This window comes from Clostridium sp. K04, assembly GCF_019734375.1.
Classification (GTDB): domain Bacteria; phylum Bacillota; class Clostridia; order Clostridiales; family Clostridiaceae; genus Clostridium; species Clostridium saudiense.
Window position 1 is genome coordinate 1 of record NZ_JAASHD010000049.1, and the last position, 18675, is coordinate 18675.

At 29.6% G+C, this 18675-nt stretch carries 15 protein-coding genes; 13 read left to right on the forward strand and 2 right to left on the reverse strand.

What is annotated here, in order from left to right; genetic code table 11:
- Nucleotides 1-165: 165 nt before the first annotated feature.
- From HCG70_RS15350 to carB, 5 genes are all read left to right on the forward strand, one after another.
- Nucleotides 166-609 (forward strand): GNAT family N-acetyltransferase, encoded by a 444-nt coding sequence (locus HCG70_RS15350; RefSeq protein ID WP_042401214.1) that lies wholly within the window; start codon nucleotides 166-168, stop codon nucleotides 607-609.
- 21 nt (nucleotides 610-630) lie between these two features.
- On the forward strand, nucleotides 631-1410 hold the full coding sequence (locus HCG70_RS15355) for an SDR family oxidoreductase (RefSeq protein WP_042401216.1): 780 nt from the start codon (nucleotides 631-633) through the stop codon (nucleotides 1408-1410).
- 10 nt (nucleotides 1411-1420) lie between these two features.
- Complete coding sequence (locus HCG70_RS15360) at nucleotides 1421-2230, forward strand: Cof-type HAD-IIB family hydrolase (protein ID WP_042401219.1); 810 nt, start codon at nucleotides 1421-1423, stop codon at nucleotides 2228-2230.
- Between the two features lie 543 nt (nucleotides 2231-2773).
- Nucleotides 2774-3823 (forward strand): glutamine-hydrolyzing carbamoyl-phosphate synthase small subunit, encoded by a 1050-nt coding sequence (locus tag HCG70_RS15365; RefSeq protein WP_042401221.1) that lies wholly within the window; start codon nucleotides 2774-2776, stop codon nucleotides 3821-3823.
- A gap of 13 nt (nucleotides 3824-3836) precedes the next feature.
- On the forward strand, nucleotides 3837-7043 hold the full coding sequence (gene carB, locus HCG70_RS15370) for a carbamoyl-phosphate synthase large subunit (RefSeq protein WP_042401223.1): 3207 nt from the start codon (nucleotides 3837-3839) through the stop codon (nucleotides 7041-7043).
- Nucleotides 7044-7220: 177 nt separating this feature from the next.
- Here carB and HCG70_RS15375 read toward each other — a convergent pair whose 3' ends face one another.
- Both HCG70_RS15375 and HCG70_RS15380 read right to left on the reverse strand, forming a co-directional pair.
- Nucleotides 7221-8804, reverse strand: a complete 1584-nt coding sequence (locus tag HCG70_RS15375) for an IS1182 family transposase (protein WP_157029154.1) — start codon at nucleotides 8802-8804, stop codon at nucleotides 7221-7223.
- A gap of 124 nt (nucleotides 8805-8928) precedes the next feature.
- The gene (locus HCG70_RS15380; RefSeq protein ID WP_221697979.1) at nucleotides 8929-9648 is read right to left on the reverse strand and encodes a hypothetical protein; all 720 of its coding nucleotides are present in this window, start codon (nucleotides 9646-9648) and stop codon (nucleotides 8929-8931) included.
- A gap of 156 nt (nucleotides 9649-9804) precedes the next feature.
- Here HCG70_RS15380 and HCG70_RS15385 point away from each other — a divergent pair, with 156 nt between their 5' ends.
- The 8 genes from HCG70_RS15385 (at nucleotide 9805) to HCG70_RS15420 (ending at nucleotide 18612) form a co-directional block, all read left to right on the forward strand.
- The gene (locus HCG70_RS15385) at nucleotides 9805-10107 is read left to right on the forward strand and encodes a hypothetical protein (RefSeq protein WP_042402031.1); all 303 of its coding nucleotides are present in this window, start codon (nucleotides 9805-9807) and stop codon (nucleotides 10105-10107) included.
- A gap of 118 nt (nucleotides 10108-10225) precedes the next feature.
- A complete protein-coding gene (gene murI / locus HCG70_RS15390) occupies nucleotides 10226-11002 on the forward strand; it encodes a glutamate racemase (RefSeq protein WP_042402030.1) in 777 nt (258 codons plus the stop codon).
- A gap of 136 nt (nucleotides 11003-11138) precedes the next feature.
- The gene (locus HCG70_RS15395; RefSeq protein WP_042402027.1) at nucleotides 11139-11411 is read left to right on the forward strand and encodes an STAS-like domain-containing protein; all 273 of its coding nucleotides are present in this window, start codon (nucleotides 11139-11141) and stop codon (nucleotides 11409-11411) included.
- A 305-nt stretch (nucleotides 11412-11716) separates the two neighbouring features.
- Nucleotides 11717-12241 carry a peptidylprolyl isomerase gene (locus tag HCG70_RS15400; protein ID WP_042402023.1) on the forward strand — a complete coding sequence of 175 codons (525 nt, stop codon included), beginning with the start codon at nucleotides 11717-11719 and terminating at the stop codon, nucleotides 12239-12241.
- Nucleotides 12242-12330: 89 nt separating this feature from the next.
- Complete coding sequence (locus tag HCG70_RS15405) at nucleotides 12331-12705, forward strand: DUF3783 domain-containing protein (protein ID WP_042402020.1); 375 nt, start codon at nucleotides 12331-12333, stop codon at nucleotides 12703-12705.
- Nucleotides 12698-13372, forward strand: coding sequence for a helix-turn-helix transcriptional regulator (locus tag HCG70_RS15410; protein WP_042402018.1), 675 nt, complete (start codon nucleotides 12698-12700; stop codon nucleotides 13370-13372). The genes HCG70_RS15405 and HCG70_RS15410 overlap by 8 nt, the downstream gene beginning before the upstream one ends.
- A gap of 278 nt (nucleotides 13373-13650) precedes the next feature.
- On the forward strand, nucleotides 13651-17214 hold the full coding sequence (locus HCG70_RS15415) for a S8 family peptidase (protein ID WP_221697980.1): 3564 nt from the start codon (nucleotides 13651-13653) through the stop codon (nucleotides 17212-17214).
- 63 nt (nucleotides 17215-17277) lie between these two features.
- Nucleotides 17278-18612 carry a peptidoglycan-binding protein gene (locus tag HCG70_RS15420; RefSeq protein WP_221697981.1) on the forward strand — a complete coding sequence of 445 codons (1335 nt, stop codon included), beginning with the start codon at nucleotides 17278-17280 and terminating at the stop codon, nucleotides 18610-18612.
- Nucleotides 18613-18675: the final 63 nt, after the last annotated feature.

The window sequence follows — 18675 nt, forward strand, 5'->3', positions numbered from 1 at the left end:
ATGAACGTACCCGTATGGGTTATTTTTTTTGCAATTAATTAGTGTTGCACTTGATATTGTAATTTATCAAATAAAAATAAATTATATTTTTAATAGATTATACTTAAATTATATTGGATAATAAAGAGATAAAATAGTAGCAAGAAAAGGGAAGGAAGTAGAAAAATGTTTGAAATTAAAAAGTTTAATGATTTAACAGTTAATGAAATGTATGAAATTGCAAAATCTAGGTTTGAGGTTTTTGTTTGTGAGCAGAAGATAGTAGAAGAACAGGATTTTGATGATAAAGATAAGGTATGTCATCATATAATGTTAAAAGAAAATGAAAGAGTTGTTGCTTATTGTAGAATAGTACCTAAAGGAATAGGATATGATTATATTTCAGTAGGAAGAGTTTTAGTACTTTCAAGTCATAGAAGAAAAGGAATTGCTCAAGAAATGATGAAAGTAGCATTAGAGTTTATTAAAAACAATTTAGATGAAAAAACTGTAGTATTATCAGCACAACTTTATGCTAAAGGATTATATGAAAGTGTAGGATTTAAGGTTATATCAGATGTTTATGATGAAGTTAATATTCCCCATGTTAAAATGAAAGTAGAATTATAATGTTTTTAGGAGAGGTTTATTATGAATAGTACAAGAAACTATACATTAATAACAGGTGCATCAACTGGAATTGGATATGAGCTTGCAAAGTTATTTGCAAAGGATAGACATAATTTAATTTTAGTTGCTAGAGATGAAGGTAAATTAGAAACAGCAAAAAATGAATTAAGTAAATGTAATGTAGAAGTAAAAATATTAAGCTTAGATTTATCAAAGAGTGAAGATATTCAAGGTTTATTTAATTATGTTGAAATGAATAAGTTAAATGTAGATATTTTAGTTAATAATGCTGGAATTGGAACCTTTGGTGATTTTAGCGAAATAGAATGGGTAAAGGAAGAAGCATTAATAGATATAAATATAAAAGTATTAACTAAATTAACAAAATATTTCTTGCCTAAGATCATTGAATGTAAAAATGGAGGGATTTTAAATGTAGCTTCAACAGCTGCTTTTTGCTCAGGTCCTAGAATGGCAGCTTATTATGCATCAAAAGCATATGTACTTAATTTAACAGAAGCTATATATGAAGAGTGTAAAGATAGTGGAATAAGGATTTCATGTCTTTGTCCTGGTCCTGTTAAGACTACTTTCCAAGACAAGGCTGGAATTAAGAAAAGTGAATCTGCCAAGAAATATTTAATGGATGCAGAAGAGGTTGCTAAAGTTAGCTATAAAGATTTTAAAAAAGGGAAGCTTATTATAATTCCTGGAATGAAAAATAAATTATTAGTTATTGGAAATAAGCTTTTACCTAGACGAATCTCAAGAAAAATAATACTGAAAACTAATAAAAAATAAGGAGAAAAATATGGGGATTTTTGATGGATATTTATTAGTTTCTGATATGGATGGAACACTTTTAAATAGTAAAGGAAAATTATCAGAAGAAAATAAAAAAGCTATAGAGTATTTTGTAGATAATGGTGGTCAATTTACTTTAGCTACTGGACGTATGTTACCTTCAATAAAGAGACATATTCATAAGATGAAGGTTACACTTCCTGTAATTATGTATAATGGAACTAAAGTATATGATTTTAATAGTGATGAAGTAATTTGGGAAAAGTTTTTAGAGGAAGAACGAAAAGAAATAGTCAAAGTAGTAAATAAGGTTAATCATAATATAGGAATAGAGATATATAGTAATGAGCAAGTATATATTTATCAAGCATGTAAAAGAACTGAAAGATTTAGTAAGCTAGGTTATGATGTAATTTATAATGTCGATGATAGTATTTGGAATAAAAAATGGACTAAAGCGTTAATTGTAGGCGAAAAAGAAGAGCTAGATTTTGTTGAAACATATTTAAGAAAAGACTATGGTGATAATAATATTGTAAGAAGTTCAGATGTATATTTAGAAATAATACCAAAAGAAATATCAAAAGGACAAGCATTAAAGAAATTAGTAATGCATAAAGAAATTGAAGATTTTACGATAATTACGGTTGGAGATAATATGAATGACGTTGAGCTTTTACAAGAAGCTGATTATGGTTTTTGCATAAGCAATGGAAGTGAAGAATTAAAAAGAAAATCAAAATATATAGCACCAAGTAATGATGAAAATCCAATAGAATTTATAGTAAACTGGATAAAAGAATTAAAAAATAAATAAGTTTAAGAAAATAAAGCCATTAAGATAACAAATCTTAATGGCCTTATTTTATGCGTTTATAAAAATACAATAAAGTTGCATAAATATTCATTGAGGAGTATAATTATAAAAAATACACATTGAAATATTTGGAATAGAGTGTACAAAAATTTAGATGGTAAATTCCATCTAATAAAGCTAATTTATTCTTGACAATAATTCGTGCTAAATATACAATAATATACAAAGATAAGAATAAATAATTAATTAGTTAAAAAGTACACTTTAAATTGGTCCAGAGAGGCCAGAAAGGAGTATGTAGGTATGTTATACGTAAATAGCAATAGTTACATCGATTTATCAAAAGAATTTTCTAAAGTAAATTTTAAATATAATAAGGATAGTATGGAGAGATTACATAGTTAAATGTCTCCTTACTATCCTTTTCTGTTATTTTTAACTAAATAAATAGTTAAGAAAATAGATAAATTATATTTGAAGTTAAAGAGCTTTTAGAAAGTGTATTTTTAGCTGTTATATACATGAATTTTAGGAGGGCTAGGAATGAAAGCAAGGCTTATATTAGAAAATGGCATGATTTTTGAAGGTAATGCATTTGGATACTTAAAAGATAGCGTAGGAGAGGTTGTATTTACAACAGGAATGACAGGATATCAAGAGGTTTTAACAGATCCATCATACTACGGACAAATTGTAACTATGACATATCCACTAATAGGAAACTACGGAATAAATTTAGAGGATAACGAATCAGATACACCTAAGGTAAGAGGATTCATAGTAAGAGAAAAATGTAGCTTCCCAAATAACTTTAGATGTGAAATTGGATTAGAAGATTACTTAAAGCAAAATAAAATAATAGGTTTAGAAGGTATAGATACAAGAGCTTTAACAAAGGTATTAAGAAACAATGGGACAATGAGAGGAATAATCTCATTAGAACATGAAACATTAGAAGAAGTTAAAGAAAAAATAAGTGCTTTTTCAAATAGAGATGCAGTAAAAATGGTAACTACAAAGAAACCATATACAATCGAGGGAACAGGAAAGCATGTTGCAATTATGGATTTTGGAATAAAAACAAATATAATAAGAAATTTCAAAAAGAGAAATTGCAAAATAACAGTATTTCCAATGACTGCTACAGCAGAAGAAGTATTATCAGTAAATCCTGATTTAGTATTTTTATCAAATGGCCCTGGAGATCCAGAAGATTTAACTGATGTAATAGAAAACATTAAAAAGATAGTTGGAGTTAAACCTATAGTAGGTATTTGTTTAGGACATCAATTACTAGCATTAACTTTAGGTGGAAAAACTACTAAATTAAAGTTTGGACATAGAGGATGCAACCATCCAGTAAAAGATTTAGAAAGAAATAGAGTTCATATTACTTCTCAAAATCATGGATATGTAGTAGATGAGCTACCAGAAAGTGTTATAGCAACACACTTAAATATTAATGACGGAACAGTGGAAGGTATGAAACATACTACTTTACCAATATACTCAGTTCAATTCCATCCAGAGGCTGCAGCAGGTCCGAAGGATAGTGAATATATATTTGACAGATTTATGGAATATGCACTATAGGAGGGTTTAGAAAATGCCATTAAATAAAGATATTAAAAAAGTTTTAGTTATAGGATCAGGACCAATAGTTATCGGGCAAGCTGCAGAGTTTGATTATTCAGGAACTCAAGCATGTCAAGCATTAAAGGAAGAAGGGATAGAAGTTGTATTAGTAAACTCTAACCCAGCTACTATTATGACGGACAAAGAAGTTGCAGATAAAATTTATATAGAACCATTAACATTAGAATTTGTTGAAAAAGTAATAGCAAAGGAAAGACCAGATAGTTTACTTGCTGGTATGGGAGGTCAAACAGGACTTAACTTAGCAGTTGATTTACATGATGCTGGAATATTAGAAAAGTATAATGTTAAAGTTATAGGAACTTCAATAGCTTCTATCAAAGAAGGTGAAGATAGAGAGCTATTTAGAGATATGATGCATAGAATCAATGAGCCGGTTATTACATCTGAAATAGTAACTGATATGGAAGCTGGTATGGCATTTGCAAACAAGATTGGTTACCCAGTTATAGTAAGACCTGCTTATACATTAGGAGGAACTGGTGGTGGAATAGCTGAAAATGAAGAAGAATTAAGAACTATTCTTGCATCAGGATTACAATTAAGTACAATAGGTCAAGTTTTATTAGAAAAATCAGTTAAAGGTTGGAAGGAAGTAGAGTACGAAGTAATGAGAGACTCTTATGGAAACTGTATAACTGTTTGTAACATGGAAAACATTGACCCAGTAGGTATTCATACAGGGGATAGTATAGTTGTAGCTCCATCTCAAACTTTATCTGATAAAGAATACCAAATGCTTAGAACTGCATCAATCAATATTATCAATGCAGTAGGAATCGAAGGTGGATGTAACGTACAATTTGCATTAAATCCAAATTCATTTGAATATGCAGTTATTGAAATTAACCCTAGAGTTTCAAGATCTTCAGCTTTAGCATCAAAAGCTACTGGATATCCAATAGCAAAGCTTGCAGCTAAAATAGCTTTAGGATATGGACTAGATGAAATTAAAAATGCAGTAACTCAAAAGACATATGCTTGTTTTGAACCAACATTAGATTATGTTGTAGTTAAGATTCCAAAGTGGCCTTTCGATAAGTTCTTTACAGCTGATAGAGCTTTGGGAACAAAGATGATGGCAACTGGAGAAATAATGGCTATAGGTGCTAACTTAGAGTCAGCATTATTAAAAGGTATAAGAAGTTTAGAAATAGGAAAATATTCTTTAGACCATCCAAAGTTTAAAGAAATGAGCATTCAAGAATTGAAAGAAGCTGTAATGAAGCCAGATGATGAAAGATTATTTGCTCTTACAGAAATGATAAGAAGAGATTATAGAATTGAAAGTATAGCTAAAATTACAGGAATAGATATATTCTTCTTAGAAAAATTCAAATGGATAGTACATGAAGAAACTAGATTAAAATTAAGCAAAATAGATGATTTAGATAAAGAATGGTTATTAAATCTTAAGAGAAAAGGATTCTCAGATAAGGCTATAGCTGATATGTTAAGGGTTAGTCCAGATGATATTTATAGATTAAGAAATATTTGGAATATAAAGCCAGCTTATAAGATGGTTGATACTTGTGGAGGAGAGTTTGAAGCATTATCACCATACTATTACTCAACTTATGAACAATATGATGAAGTTGAAGTATCAGATAAGAAAAAGGTTATAGTAATAGGTTCAGGACCAATAAGAATAGGGCAAGGTATAGAGTTTGACTATGCTTCAGTTCACTGTGTAATGGCATTAAAGAAGATGGGAATTGAAACTATAATAGTTAATAATAACCCAGAAACAGTAAGTACAGACTTCAATATATCAGATAAACTTTACTTTGAACCATTAACAGAAGAAGATGTATTAAACATAATTGAAAAAGAAAATCCATATGGAGTTATTCTTCAATTTGGTGGTCAAACAGCAATTAAACTTGCAAACTTCTTAAAGGAAAAAGGAATTAAGACTTTAGGAACTACAGCAGATCAAATTGATATGGCTGAAGATAGAGAAAAATTTGAAGAATTACTTGAAAAGTTTGATATAGCAAGACCTAAAGGAAAAGGTGTTTGGACTTTAGAAGAAGGTATAGAAGAAGCAAATAGATTAAAATATCCAGTACTTGTTAGACCTTCATATGTATTAGGTGGTCAAGGTATGGAAATAACTCACGATGAAGAGGAGTTAACTTACTATTTAAGCAATGCATTTAAAAAGGATAAGAAAAATCCAATACTTATAGATAAATACTTAATGGGTAGAGAAATAGAAGTAGATGCCATATCTGATGGAGAAAATATTTTAATACCAGGTATAATGGAACATTTAGAAAGAGCTGGGGTTCACTCAGGAGACTCTGTAACAATGTACCCAAGCCAAAATATTAGCGAGGAAATCAAAGCGAAAGTTTTAGATTACACTAAGAAGTTAGCTTTAGCTATAGGAATTAAGGGAATGATAAACATTCAATTCATAGAGTTCGAAGGCAACCTTTATGTAATAGAGGTTAATCCAAGAGCTTCAAGAACAGTTCCATATATCAGTAAGGTAAGTGGAGTTCCAATAGTAGATTTAGCTACTAAGGTTATGCTTGGAGAAAAGTTAGTTGATTTAGGTTATGGAGTAGATGTTTATCCAGAACCAGAACTAGTATCAGTTAAGGTTCCAGTATTCTCAACTCAAAAATTACCAAAGGTTGAAGTATCTTTAGGACCTGAAATGAAATCTACTGGAGAAGTTTTAGGTGTAGGTAGAGATGTTAAGGAAGCATTATATAAAGGGTTTGTTGGTGGAGGAATGTACCCATCAATGGAAAAAGGAAAAATATTAGCAACTATCAATAAGCATGATAAGGCTGAATTCTTACCAATAGCGAAAGATTTAGCTAAAGTTGGATACAAGTTTATTGCAACAGAAGGAACTTGTAAGCTTTTAAGAGAATCAGGAATTGACTGTGAAGAAGTTAGAAGACTTAATGAACAAGAACCAAATATATTAGATGTTGTTAAGAATAAAGAAGTTGATTTAGTTGTAAATACTCCAACAAAGGGTAATGATTCTAAGAGAGATGGATTCTTAATTAGAAGAGCTGCCATTGAAAGAAATATAGGTGTTATAACAGCTTTAGATACGTTAAGAGCAATAGCAGATGTTAAGGTATCTGAAATTGATAAGAGAGATTTAGAAGTGTTTAATATAGCTGAATAATAAAAAAGGGAGCTGTATCAGATTGAATTAATAAATTCAGTCTGAATACAACTCCTTTTTAATTGTTCAAAATTTTATACACTAATTTTTATGTAAATATTGCTATTAATTTTGTTTTTTTACATGACAAAAAGAAGGTTAGATGCCTTCTGGTATAATTTTCATATATAGTTTTTATTATGCACCTTTCGGCTCGTGCAACAACTCGCCGTTTCGACCTTGTAAAGTTTTGTTGTGCAATTTATTAACATTATAGGCAAATGCCATTATCAATAATTCTATTCTAACTTTCTTATTTCCTCTCATTAAAAATCTTCTAAATCCATAATCTTGTTTAATTACTGCAAATGCACCTTCAACTTGAATAGATCTATTTATTCTTAAACGTATACCTTCTTTGGTTGTTATATTAGCTAATGATTCAGATCTTAATCTTAAAAATTCTTTAGGAACATGTAATTGCCTATTATTCTTAGCTTTTGTGCATTTATTTTTATATTCACACCCTAAACAGCTTTCGCATTCGTAGATATTTACTATTGATTTAAAGTTTGATTTTGATTTTCTTGTAGTAAATCCTTTAGGAAGTAGTTTCTTGCCAGCAGCACAAATATAGTAATCATCCTCTTGGTTATAGTGCATATTTTCTCTTTTACTAATATCATTTTTAAACTTTTTAGTTTTTGATTTTTCATATGTTTGAGGCTTAATGAAAGCTTTTTGATTATTATTTTCTAAATATGTATAGTTTTCTTCACTTTCGTATCCTGCGTCAGCAGTTATAGATTTATATTTTTTATTTAAGTTCTTTTCTAACTTATCTAAAAATGGTATAAAGGTAAGTTGATCTGATCTTTCACTTGATATATCTATTCCAACTATATATTCACCTTCTACCCCTATTTGAACATTATATGCTGGCTTCAACTGACCATTTTTCATATGATCCTCTTTCATATGCATGAAAGTAGCGTCATGATCGGTTTTTGAAAAACTATTTCTTCCATTAAAAATTTTATTGTATTCATCATATTTACTTTGTTTTTCTATAAAATCATTAATTACTTCAGTATATTTTTGAAGTTTACTTTTTCTTTTGCCTTTTCCATATACAAAATCTAATCCTTCTTTTTCTTTAATTTCAATAAGTTTATCTTTTACCGCTAATGCATATTCAACTGAAATCTTTTCATCAGGTATACTTAAATTTAAATCAAGCTCTGAACTTATGTTTAATAATATTTTATGAGTTTTATTTTGTAATTTCTCTTCAAATTTATCAGTAGCTTTTTTCCAAACAAAACTATATCTATTAGCATTCGCTTCGATTTTTGTACCATCTACAAATAAATTTTCAAATTCTATTTCATTTCTTTTTTCTAATTCAATTATAAATTGTGAAAATAGGTCTTCTACGCATCCTTCCAACCTTTTACTTCTAAATCTCGCAATTGTATTATGACTCGGTTCCTTTTGCCCTTGCAAAAGCCAACGAAAGTTAATATCTCTTTTACAAGCTTTTTCAAGCTTTCTACTAGAATATATACCTTCCATATAGCCATAAGCAACTATCCTAAATAATGTTTCAGGTAAGATCATTGGATTTCTACCTTCAGTAGAGTATGTTTCATATAATTTTGAATAATTTAATCCCTCCGTTACTTCATATAATGTTCTTACTGAATCATCTTTTGGTATAATAATTTCTAAATTAATTGGGAATCCTAATTGATGGATGTGTATAATATTTTTTTTGCACACATTATTTTTCATGAAAATATTATATGCAAAAAGGAGGATTCGAATTCGAACCCTCCTTTTTTTATCGGCTAATATCAAAATTTATTTTGATACAGCCCCTTTTTTATATGTTTTCATTTAAATATTACTCTGCAAATTGTAATTCGGAGCTAGAACCATCTTCAGAGCCAGAACTACCTTCAGAGCCAGAACTGCCTTCAGATTCAGAGCCACCATTAGATCCAGAGTCGCCATTAGATCCAGAACTATCATTAGATCCAGAACCATCTTGAGAACCAGAACCACCTTGAGAACCGGAACCATCTTGAGAACCAGAGCCATCTTGAGAACCAGAACCACCTTGAGAACCGGAACCGCCTTGAGAACCAGAACCACCTTGAGAACCAGAACCACCTTGAGAACCGGAACCGCCTTGAGAACCAGAACCACCTTGAGAACCAGAACCACCTTGAGAACCGGAACCGCCTTGAGAACCAGAACTGCCTTGAGAACCAGAAGCACTTCCAGAACCAGTAATTGAGTTAGAATTGTTACCGGAACTTGGTTTGTTAGGGCTGCTTGTTGTTATATCATCATTTTCATCATCACTATAATAAATATCATTATTTTCATTATTATAAGTATTAATTTCAGTTTCAGTTTCAGTTGGTTCTTCTACTATAACTTCTTCTGGAGGAATATAAGCTTCTATTTCTTCATCTAATATAGCTTTCTTTTCTTTTAATACGATAGAATTATTAGTATCTGCCTTTGTTTGAATAAAATCAATTGAAAAAATTGAAATTGTAGCAACTAGCAAAATAATAATAAATATATTTTGAAATTTTTCAGATTTAAAATTCATAAAGTACATTCTCCTTGCATGATAAATAATAGTTTCACATAAATAATATTCTATAAAATGTAAAAAAATCCTCTAAATAAGTAAAAAAATGTTGACTAAGAACAAATGTTCTGATATTATTAAATCAATGATTGAACGTTTGTTCGGAGGTGCGGTATGAAAGAAAATAGAGGAATATTTGTAAAGGTTAATTATAAGAATATAGGTGAGTTAAATAGTTTCATTTATGATAGCATGAATGGAGTAAATAAAAATAAAGATAAATATGTAATGTGTGCTGGAAAATACAGCAAGGATGGTTGGACAATGGTTTTTAAAGCCAAGAGTATAAGAGAAGCAGAAGAGTTATTAAGTATTAATTCAGCCAAAAGAGAATCACTTAGAAAGCAAGAATTAATTAATACACAATTAATGGATAACGATAGAGTATTGATACCTTCATGGATGAATAATAACTAATTCATTATTTACATAAAGAATGCATAATAATTTATATATTATAATAAATCAAAGTGGATTTAAGCTTAATTAAGGTATAAAATAAAATTAAGGAATATATAAATTGGAGTGAGATGATTTGGATAAAAAGGATATGCCTATAGGCTTTTTAGATTCAGGGGTTGGCGGTCTAAGTGTAATGAGAGAAGCTATCAAGATAATGCCTAATGAAAATTATATATATTTTGGAGATTCAAAAAATGCTCCTTATGGAATAAAGCCTACAAAAGAAATAAGAGATTTAACATTTAATGTAGTAGATTTTTTAATGAATAAAGGAATTAAGGGATTAGTTGTAGCTTGTAATACAGCAACTAGTGCTGCAGTAAGTGAATTAAGGAGAACATATCCTGATTTGCCTTTAGTAGGTATTGAACCAGCTATAAAGCCAGCGGTTGAAATGAATAAAGGTGGCAAAATATTAATAATGGCAACTCCTATGACTATTAAACAAGAAAAGTTTAATTTGTTACTTAATAAATACAAAGACAAGGCGGACATAGTTCCAATACAATGTGCGGGACTTATGGAATTTATAGAAGAAGGAATATTAAGTGGAAGTCAATTAGAAGAGTATTTAAAAGATAAATTGTGTATATATAAAAAAGAAGAAATAGCATCAATAGTTTTAGGATGTACGCATTATCCATTTGTTAAAGAAACAATAGAAAAAGTTGTAGGTAGTGGAATTGCCATTATAGATGGTGGAGAAGGAACAGCTAGAGAAATAAAAAGAAGATTAAAAGAAAAAAATTTATTAACTAATAGATCTACTAAGGGAGAAATATCAATTTATAATTCATTAGAGGAACAAAAGGTAATAGATTTAAGTTTAAAGTTAATAGAAAGAAAATAGAAAACGCCAAAAGGCGTTTTTTTTTATTGAAGAAATAAATGTAAAAAATAATTGTTAAATAGTTGACAATATTCTGAAAATTGTATATATTATTATTAAAGAAAGAATTTTCAGAAAATTTAGGGGGATTAATAGTATGAATATTAAAGTTAGGGATTTATTAGGTGATAATTATTCAATAGAAGATGCTATTTTATTAAGAGAAATAATAAGAAATAACCTAGATCAAGGAGTAATTCTAGATTTTGATGGATATGATAGAGTACCATCAACATTTTTAATAAACTTATTTAGTGACTTAATATACAAATTCGGAAGAGACTACATTTTTAAACAAGTTGTTGTTAAAAATTTATCAAACTATAGAGATTATTCAAGAGTAGTATTAGGAACTGCATTTCAACAATAGAAAAATATAACCACATCTAAAGAGTAGAAAAATAAATTCATATCATAAATATTTATCATATATTTAGCTTCGATTATCGAGGCTTTTTTTCTTAAGTAAGATTCTAAATTTTAACTGAGGGTATAAATCTTAGATTGAGTTAGTAGAAGTTAACTACTTGTTAATTTGGTTATTCGAACTTACTCAGTAAATGAAGAGAGCTTAGTTTTCCTAAAAATTTAAGAAAATTTGTATAAAAGATTGAATTAGTATATTAAAATATGATAATAATAAATTATACCAAAAAATGAAAGTGAGGTAATAAAATGAAAAACCCTATAGTTACTATAGAAATGGAAAATGGAGATATAATGAAAGCTGAATTATATCCAGAAATAGCACCTAATACAGTAAAGAATTTTGTTGATTTAATAAATAGAGGATTTTATGATGGATTAATATTCCATAGAGTAATACCTGGATTTATGATTCAAGGTGGATGCCCAGAAGGAATGGGAATTGGAGGACCTGGATATAGCATTAAAGGAGAATTCTCAAGAAATGGATTCAAGAATGATTTAAAACATACAAAAGGTGTTTTATCAATGGCTAGAGCAATGCATCCAGATTCAGCAGGAAGTCAATTCTTTATTATGGTAGAAGATGCACCACATTTAGATGGTCAATATGCTTCATTTGGAAAGTTAATAGAAGGACTAGAAGTTGCTGATAAAATAGTAAATACTAAAAGAGATTATAGTGACAAACCATATGAAGATCAAGTTATGAAGAAAGTAACAGTAGATACTTTTGGAGAAAACTTTGGTGAACCTGAAATAATAGAAGATTAATATTTAATTTCATGTTAAATCAATAGGCTGTATCATATTTTTGATGCAGCCTTAAATTGAAGTTTTATAAGTATATCGGGGTGATTGAGATGATTAATAATAATAAGTGTATATTAGTATATGGTTTATCTAATTTAGACTTAGAGTATATGAAAAAGCTTGACTATAAAATAATTGAAATAACTCCAGAAATGTGCGAAATGACTTTAAGAGATATATTATCAGGACTAAGATTAGATATTTTTAATAATAGTCCACTTAAAGAAAAAGTAATACTTTATAATAACTTAACAGAAATTGAAGTGAAAAAAGTAATAAATGATACTCGAGAGGGTATCAAAGATGGAATATTAGCCGTAGTAACAGAGCAATCTATTAATTGGAAAGTAAATTACTTAATTAAGCATTTAAAGAATGAAAGAGATTGGTATTCAAAGGTTAGAAAGGAAATTAAAGATGAGTAGAGTTGGCGAAAAGATAAAGGAAGCTAGATTAAAGGCTGGAATGACTCAAAAGGCACTTGGTAAAAAATTAGGTGTAGCAGAAAAATTTATAAACGAAGTAGAGACTGGTAGAAAAATTGTACAAGAATCATTTATAGAAAAAGCAGCCAAAATATTAAATACAGACTTAAATGATGTTAGTATGGTTGTAACAGATGAAGCATTAATGGAAGAAAGAAAAAGTTATGCGGAAAGCAATAAGAAGCCTACTAAAATAGAAACAAGTGATATTTGGGATAATGCATTTTCTACAGTATTAAAAAATGTTCCTATTTACGATTATAATTTAAAGAATATTTTAGGAAAAATAGAATTACCTATTCATTCAAATAAGGTAGAAGGATATCCTCAAGATAAGGTAATGTATTTACAAATTCAAGATAATGAAATGTCTGGTTTTAGAATGATGGAAGGCGATTTAGCATTTGCTCATTTAGTTAAAGAAGTAAGCAATAATGGAATATTTTTAGTAGATTATAAAGGTAAAAGAAAAATAAGGCAAATAAAAAGTCTTGGAAACTCTAAATTGCTTTTAGTAAGCAACGGGGGAGCTCTAATGACTGAAACTGTTGAAAGTAAAGAAATTGCAGTTATTGCAAAGATAGAAAGAATTGAAATAAGATTATAGAAAAGTGCCAATGGGCACTTTTTTTATTATATAAATATTAAAAGTTCATGCAAGTAAAGTAATATATATTGCTGTGGGGATGATGTGGATAAGTTAATCGAAACTGTGGATAACTTTTAGATTAGTGTTAAATAAAATTTTTTGAATGAGGCTAATAAAAAATTTATTGATTTAGTTTTATATATTTTTATAAAGGAATTAGCAATGTTACTTTTTTAAATGCACTAGTTCAAATATATAGAGTTAAACATATATTTATTAAGAGGAATTATTATGAGGTGGTAAATATAGAAAGTAATAAAAATAATTTAGGGCTATTAAAAAATATACCTAAATCAATATTATCCAAAGTTAACATATCAAATAATTTTTTAGCAGCTAGTAATGATACTGAAGTTGAGGTAAGTATAATTTCAGGCAGTTCTCCAGAGGAGATTTCTCAAATTGTAGAGAATTTAGGTGGAAAATATACTGATTTAGGATATGGGTATGGGATAGTATTGATTCCTATAGAAAATCTTACAGCTTTAGCCACAAGTCCTAAAATCCAATATATTGAATTACCAAAAAGCTTATATACTAATGATTATGAAAGTAACAGAGCTTCCTGTATAACTCAAATAAATTCATCAAATTTAAAGGGGCAGGGTGTTTTAATTGGTTTTATTGACACAGGAATAGATTATACTCATCCTGCATTTAGAAATGCTGATGGAACAACTAGAATAGAATATATATATGATTTAGATCAAGGTGGAAAGGTATATACTAAGGAGCAAATCAATGAAGCACTTAAATCATCTGATCCATATTCAATAGTTAGTTCAACTGATGTTACTGGACATGGAACACATGTTGTAGGAATAGCTTGCGCTGGAGGAAATATAGATACCAAGTATTATGGGGTGGCTCCAGAAAGTTCAATAGCAATGGTTAAGGTTGCTAGAAGTAGGTTTGCACTAAGTACGCAAATAATGCGAGGAATAAAGTTTCTTATTGATAAAGGAAAAGAACTAAATATGCCTTTGGCTATAAATATGAGTTTAAGTACTAATGATGGAGCTCATAACGGAAGTAGTTTACTTGAACAATATATTTCAACGGTATCTGCTACTCAGAGAGTAACTATAGTTATTGCAGCAGGTAATGAAGGAGAAGCTGCACATCATGTAGGAGGAACATTAGAAGATATAAATGAAGTATATTTTAATATTTCCTCAGATGAATCTATAGTTGTAATAAACTTATATAAATCATTATTGCCTGATGTAAGTATAGAGTTGCTTTGTCCAGGTGGATTTAGTACAGGAGAAATAATATTAAAAGAAGGATTTAATGAAGGAACTATAGGTAACTCTAGATATTCCATATATTTAACTGGACCTAAACCTTTTGATGTAAGTGGAGAAATTGGCATTATGTTAACAGGTATTAATGAGTTCGTATCACCTGGTCAATGGAAGATAACTTTAAGAAAAGTGAATGAATATGATGGGAAATTTGACATGTGGTTACCTATTTCAGAAGGGTTAAATATTAATACTAAATTTTTAAATCCAGTTGCTTATAATACAATAGGAATTCCTGCTACAGTTAGAAATGTAATATCAGTTGGTAGTTATAATTATTTGGTTAATATTATATCACCGTTTAGCGGTAGAGGAGAAATGTATAATGGACAATATATAAAACCAGATATAGTTGCACCGGGGGAAGGAATTTATTCAACTATACCAAATAGAGGATTTGATAAAAAGACAGGTACATCTATGGCAGCACCACAAGTAACTGGAGCTGCTGCACTTATGATGCAATGGGGTGTAGTTAATGGAAATGATCCATATTTATATGGAGAGAGATTAAAATATTTTTTGATTATAGGATCCAAAAAGGGAAGAGGTGATATACAATATCCAGATGCAGCATGGGGATATGGAGAACTTTGTTTAAGAAATAGTATTAATTTAGTATCTCAAACGCTAGGCTTAGGATTTAGAAGTATTGATATCAAAAATAGACAGGATAATCAATCTTTTAAAGGAATAGAAGAAATAAATGTTAATTATGATACAAGTAGTGAAGAGAATGTGTTCCTTTTAGTAGAAGTTGCTGATTCAGATGATCTTAAAAATATATTAGAAGTATCAGGAGTTTCAGGTTTAATGATATCAACAAATTTTGCAGTAATAATTACACCTGCAAATAAGATTAATGAAATAAATGAATTAGTTATAAGAATAGTTAATATGGAAATTTCAACTATATTAACATTGAATGAACTTTCTCCAGTGGAAGCTAGTGGAGCTCCTACATTTAATAATAATCCATACTTAAGGCTTAATGGAAAAGGTGTATTGGTAGGTGTAATAGATAGTGGAATAGATTATCTTAATAAAGAATTTCAAAGGGAAGATGATACTACAAGAGTTTTAAGAATATGGGATCAAACTATACAGGGAGATAAAGAAGTATATGGATTAAAATATGGAATTGAATATACGGAAGAAGAAATAAATAAAGCCATAAGCTTACAGGCTACAGGTGGAGATCCATATAGTATAGTCCCATCTAAAGATGACATAGGTCATGGTACTAAGGTAAGTGGAATTATGGGAGGAAGAGGAATAAATCCTGCTTTAAAAGGAGCTGCCCCAGATTGTCAATTTGTAATTGTTAAATTAGCTAGAGCAACTAAGGTTGAACTTGATGCGGCACTTATTGATAAAACAGATGTACCTTCCTATAGTCCTTGGAGCGTGCTATTAGCATTAAGATATGTAGTTTCTGTTGCAAGAGCATTAGAAAAACCTGTAGTTGTATTTATACCGCTTGGAAGTAATATGGGATCTCATACTGGTAATGGAATTATTGAAGCATCTATATCTAATTTTTCAAGTCAGGCATCAACTGTAGTTGTTGTTCCTACAGGAAATCAAGGTAATACAGATACTCATACCGAAGGAATAATTGAAAGAGTTGGTGATGTAAAAGATATAGAAATAAGAATTGGTGAAAAACAGAAAAATTTACCGATAGAAATATGGATAGATAAACCAAATAGAGTTAAGCTATCTATTATATCACCAACGGGAGAAATTATAGATAATCTTGAATCTAAAAATACAAATAATGAGAGAATTAAATTTTTATATGAAGAAACTGAAATGATAGTGAATTTTACTTCTCCTGAATTAACAACAGGAGATTCGCTTATTTTTATAAGGGCTTATAATTTAAGAGCAGGCATTTGGAAATTTAGATTAACAGGACAATATATAGTAGGCGGTAAATATTATTCTTGGATACCTCAAAGAGAACTTATAGATAATGAAACCAAGTTTTTAAATCCTGTTGAATATACAACTCTTACATTACCAAGTACATCAAGAGGAGCAATTTCAGTAGCATATTATAATCAAAATAATAACGCAACTTTATCAGAATCTAGTAGGGGTTATACAAGAGATGGGCGTATAAAGCCAGACATAGCAGCTGGAGGAACTAATGCCTTAGTAACTAATCCAGGAGGTACGACTTCACTAATGACTGGAGCCTCAGTTGCTGGAGCTGTCGTTTCAGGATGTTGTGCTCTTATTCTTCAGTGGGCAGTTAGTGATGGAAATTATCCAGATATATATTCAGAACAGATAAAATCTTATATTATAAGTGGTGCTAAAGGAAGGCCAGGAGATGTTTATCCTAATAGAGATTGGGGATATGGGATGTTCGATTTACAAGGTATATTTGATAGAATAAGAGAAACTTATACACCAAGATCTGATGGAGGCTTTCAAGAATATAGGGTTAATAATTTATTTATTAGAAAGCCAACAGATTTATAATAATCACTAAATATAATTTAAAAGCATATTAATATAGTGAATTAATTTATATAGGAGTAATATATGGCAGAAAAGGGCGGCTTAAAGTTGCAATGCTTTGTTGGAGATACTTATATTCCTATAGAAGGAATAAAAGCTACATTGGTATCTTCACATGGATCAGGCGGAGAAAGTAAGGAAGTTGAACTTACAACTAATTCGTCTGGAGAATCGCAAGTAATAGAATTATCAGCACCATTATTAGAATATTCACAGAACCCAACAGGAAATATACCATATAGTCTTTATGATTTAAGAATTGAAAGGCAAGGTTTTCAATCATTAGTCGTTAATGGTATACAAATATTTCCTGATGAAATTGCAATTCAACAATGTAATTTAGTTGAGGAATCAAGGAGGGTCGGTAATAGGGCAGATGTGATAAATATTCAGCCTAATACATTGAATGGAAATTATCCATCAAAAATACCCGAAGAGGTTGATAAACCATTACCACCTCCAACAAGTGGAGTAGTTTTACCAAAACCTGTAGTTCCGGAATTCATTACAGTTCATGCAGGAGGACCTAATAATACAACAGCACCAAATTATACAGTACCTTATAAGGATTATATTAAAAACGTAGCTTCTTGTGAGATTTATTCAACATGGCCAGAAAGTACTATCAGAGCTAATGTATATGCAATTATATCATTTACATTAAATAGGATTTATACAGAATGGTATAGAGGAAAAGGTAAAAATTTTGATATAACTAATTCAACAGCTTATGATCATGCATTTAATTATGGAAGAAATTTATATGAGAGTATAAGTGTCATTGTAGATGATATATTCTCTACTTATATACGAAGATTTGGTAGAAAGCAACCGTTATTAACTCAATATTGTGATGGTAAAAATGTTCAATGTCCAGGTTGGATGACTCAATGGGGAAGTAAGTATTTGGGGGATGAGGGAAAATCTCCATATGAAATATTAACATCATTTTATGGAAGTGATATTGAATTAGTTACAGCTGAAGTTGTTGAAGGAAGTCCAAGCTCATATCCAGGATATGATTTAACCGTTGGATCTAGTGGGGATGCAGTACAAACTATTCAAGAGCAATTAAATAGGATAGCTCAAAATTATCCATTAATACCTAAATCAGCAGTTGATGGGGTTTATGGAGATAAGACAAAAGAGGCAGTAACAGTATTTCAAGGCGTTTTTAATTTACCACAAACAGGTGTTGTAGATTATGCAACTTGGTATAAAATTTCAGATGTTTATGTTGGGGTTACTAAAATAGCGGAGCTTAGATCAAGTTGTAAACAAAAGATATTTATACCACCAGTATCATTTGATATTATAAATTCAAATGAAATACCAAGATTTAATTATTTTGGTGATTAGTAAAAATTATAAAATGATTTTATGGGTTAGCAATTACAAGTTTTATTACAAGTAAATGCTAAC

Coding starts and splice junctions, on each gene's coding strand:
- HCG70_RS15360 (WP_042401219.1), top strand. CDS start 1,421: ATGGGGATTTTTGATGGATATTTATTAGTTTCTGATATGGATGGAACA.
- carB (WP_042401223.1), top strand. CDS start 3,837: ATGCCATTAAATAAAGATATTAAAAAAGTTTTAGTTATAGGATCAGGA.
- HCG70_RS15365 (WP_042401221.1), top strand. CDS start 2,774: ATGAAAGCAAGGCTTATATTAGAAAATGGCATGATTTTTGAAGGTAAT.
- HCG70_RS15385 (WP_042402031.1), top strand. CDS start 9,805: ATGAAAGAAAATAGAGGAATATTTGTAAAGGTTAATTATAAGAATATA.
- HCG70_RS15350 (WP_042401214.1), top strand. CDS start 166: ATGTTTGAAATTAAAAAGTTTAATGATTTAACAGTTAATGAAATGTAT.
- HCG70_RS15395 (WP_042402027.1), top strand. CDS start 11,139: ATGAATATTAAAGTTAGGGATTTATTAGGTGATAATTATTCAATAGAA.
- HCG70_RS15400 (WP_042402023.1), top strand. CDS start 11,717: ATGAAAAACCCTATAGTTACTATAGAAATGGAAAATGGAGATATAATG.
- HCG70_RS15380 (WP_221697979.1), bottom strand. CDS start 9,648: ATGAATTTTAAATCTGAAAAATTTCAAAATATATTTATTATTATTTTG.
- HCG70_RS15355 (WP_042401216.1), top strand. CDS start 631: ATGAATAGTACAAGAAACTATACATTAATAACAGGTGCATCAACTGGA.
- HCG70_RS15405 (WP_042402020.1), top strand. CDS start 12,331: ATGATTAATAATAATAAGTGTATATTAGTATATGGTTTATCTAATTTA.
- HCG70_RS15420 (WP_221697981.1), top strand. CDS start 17,278: ATGGCAGAAAAGGGCGGCTTAAAGTTGCAATGCTTTGTTGGAGATACT.
- HCG70_RS15410 (WP_042402018.1), top strand. CDS start 12,698: ATGAGTAGAGTTGGCGAAAAGATAAAGGAAGCTAGATTAAAGGCTGGA.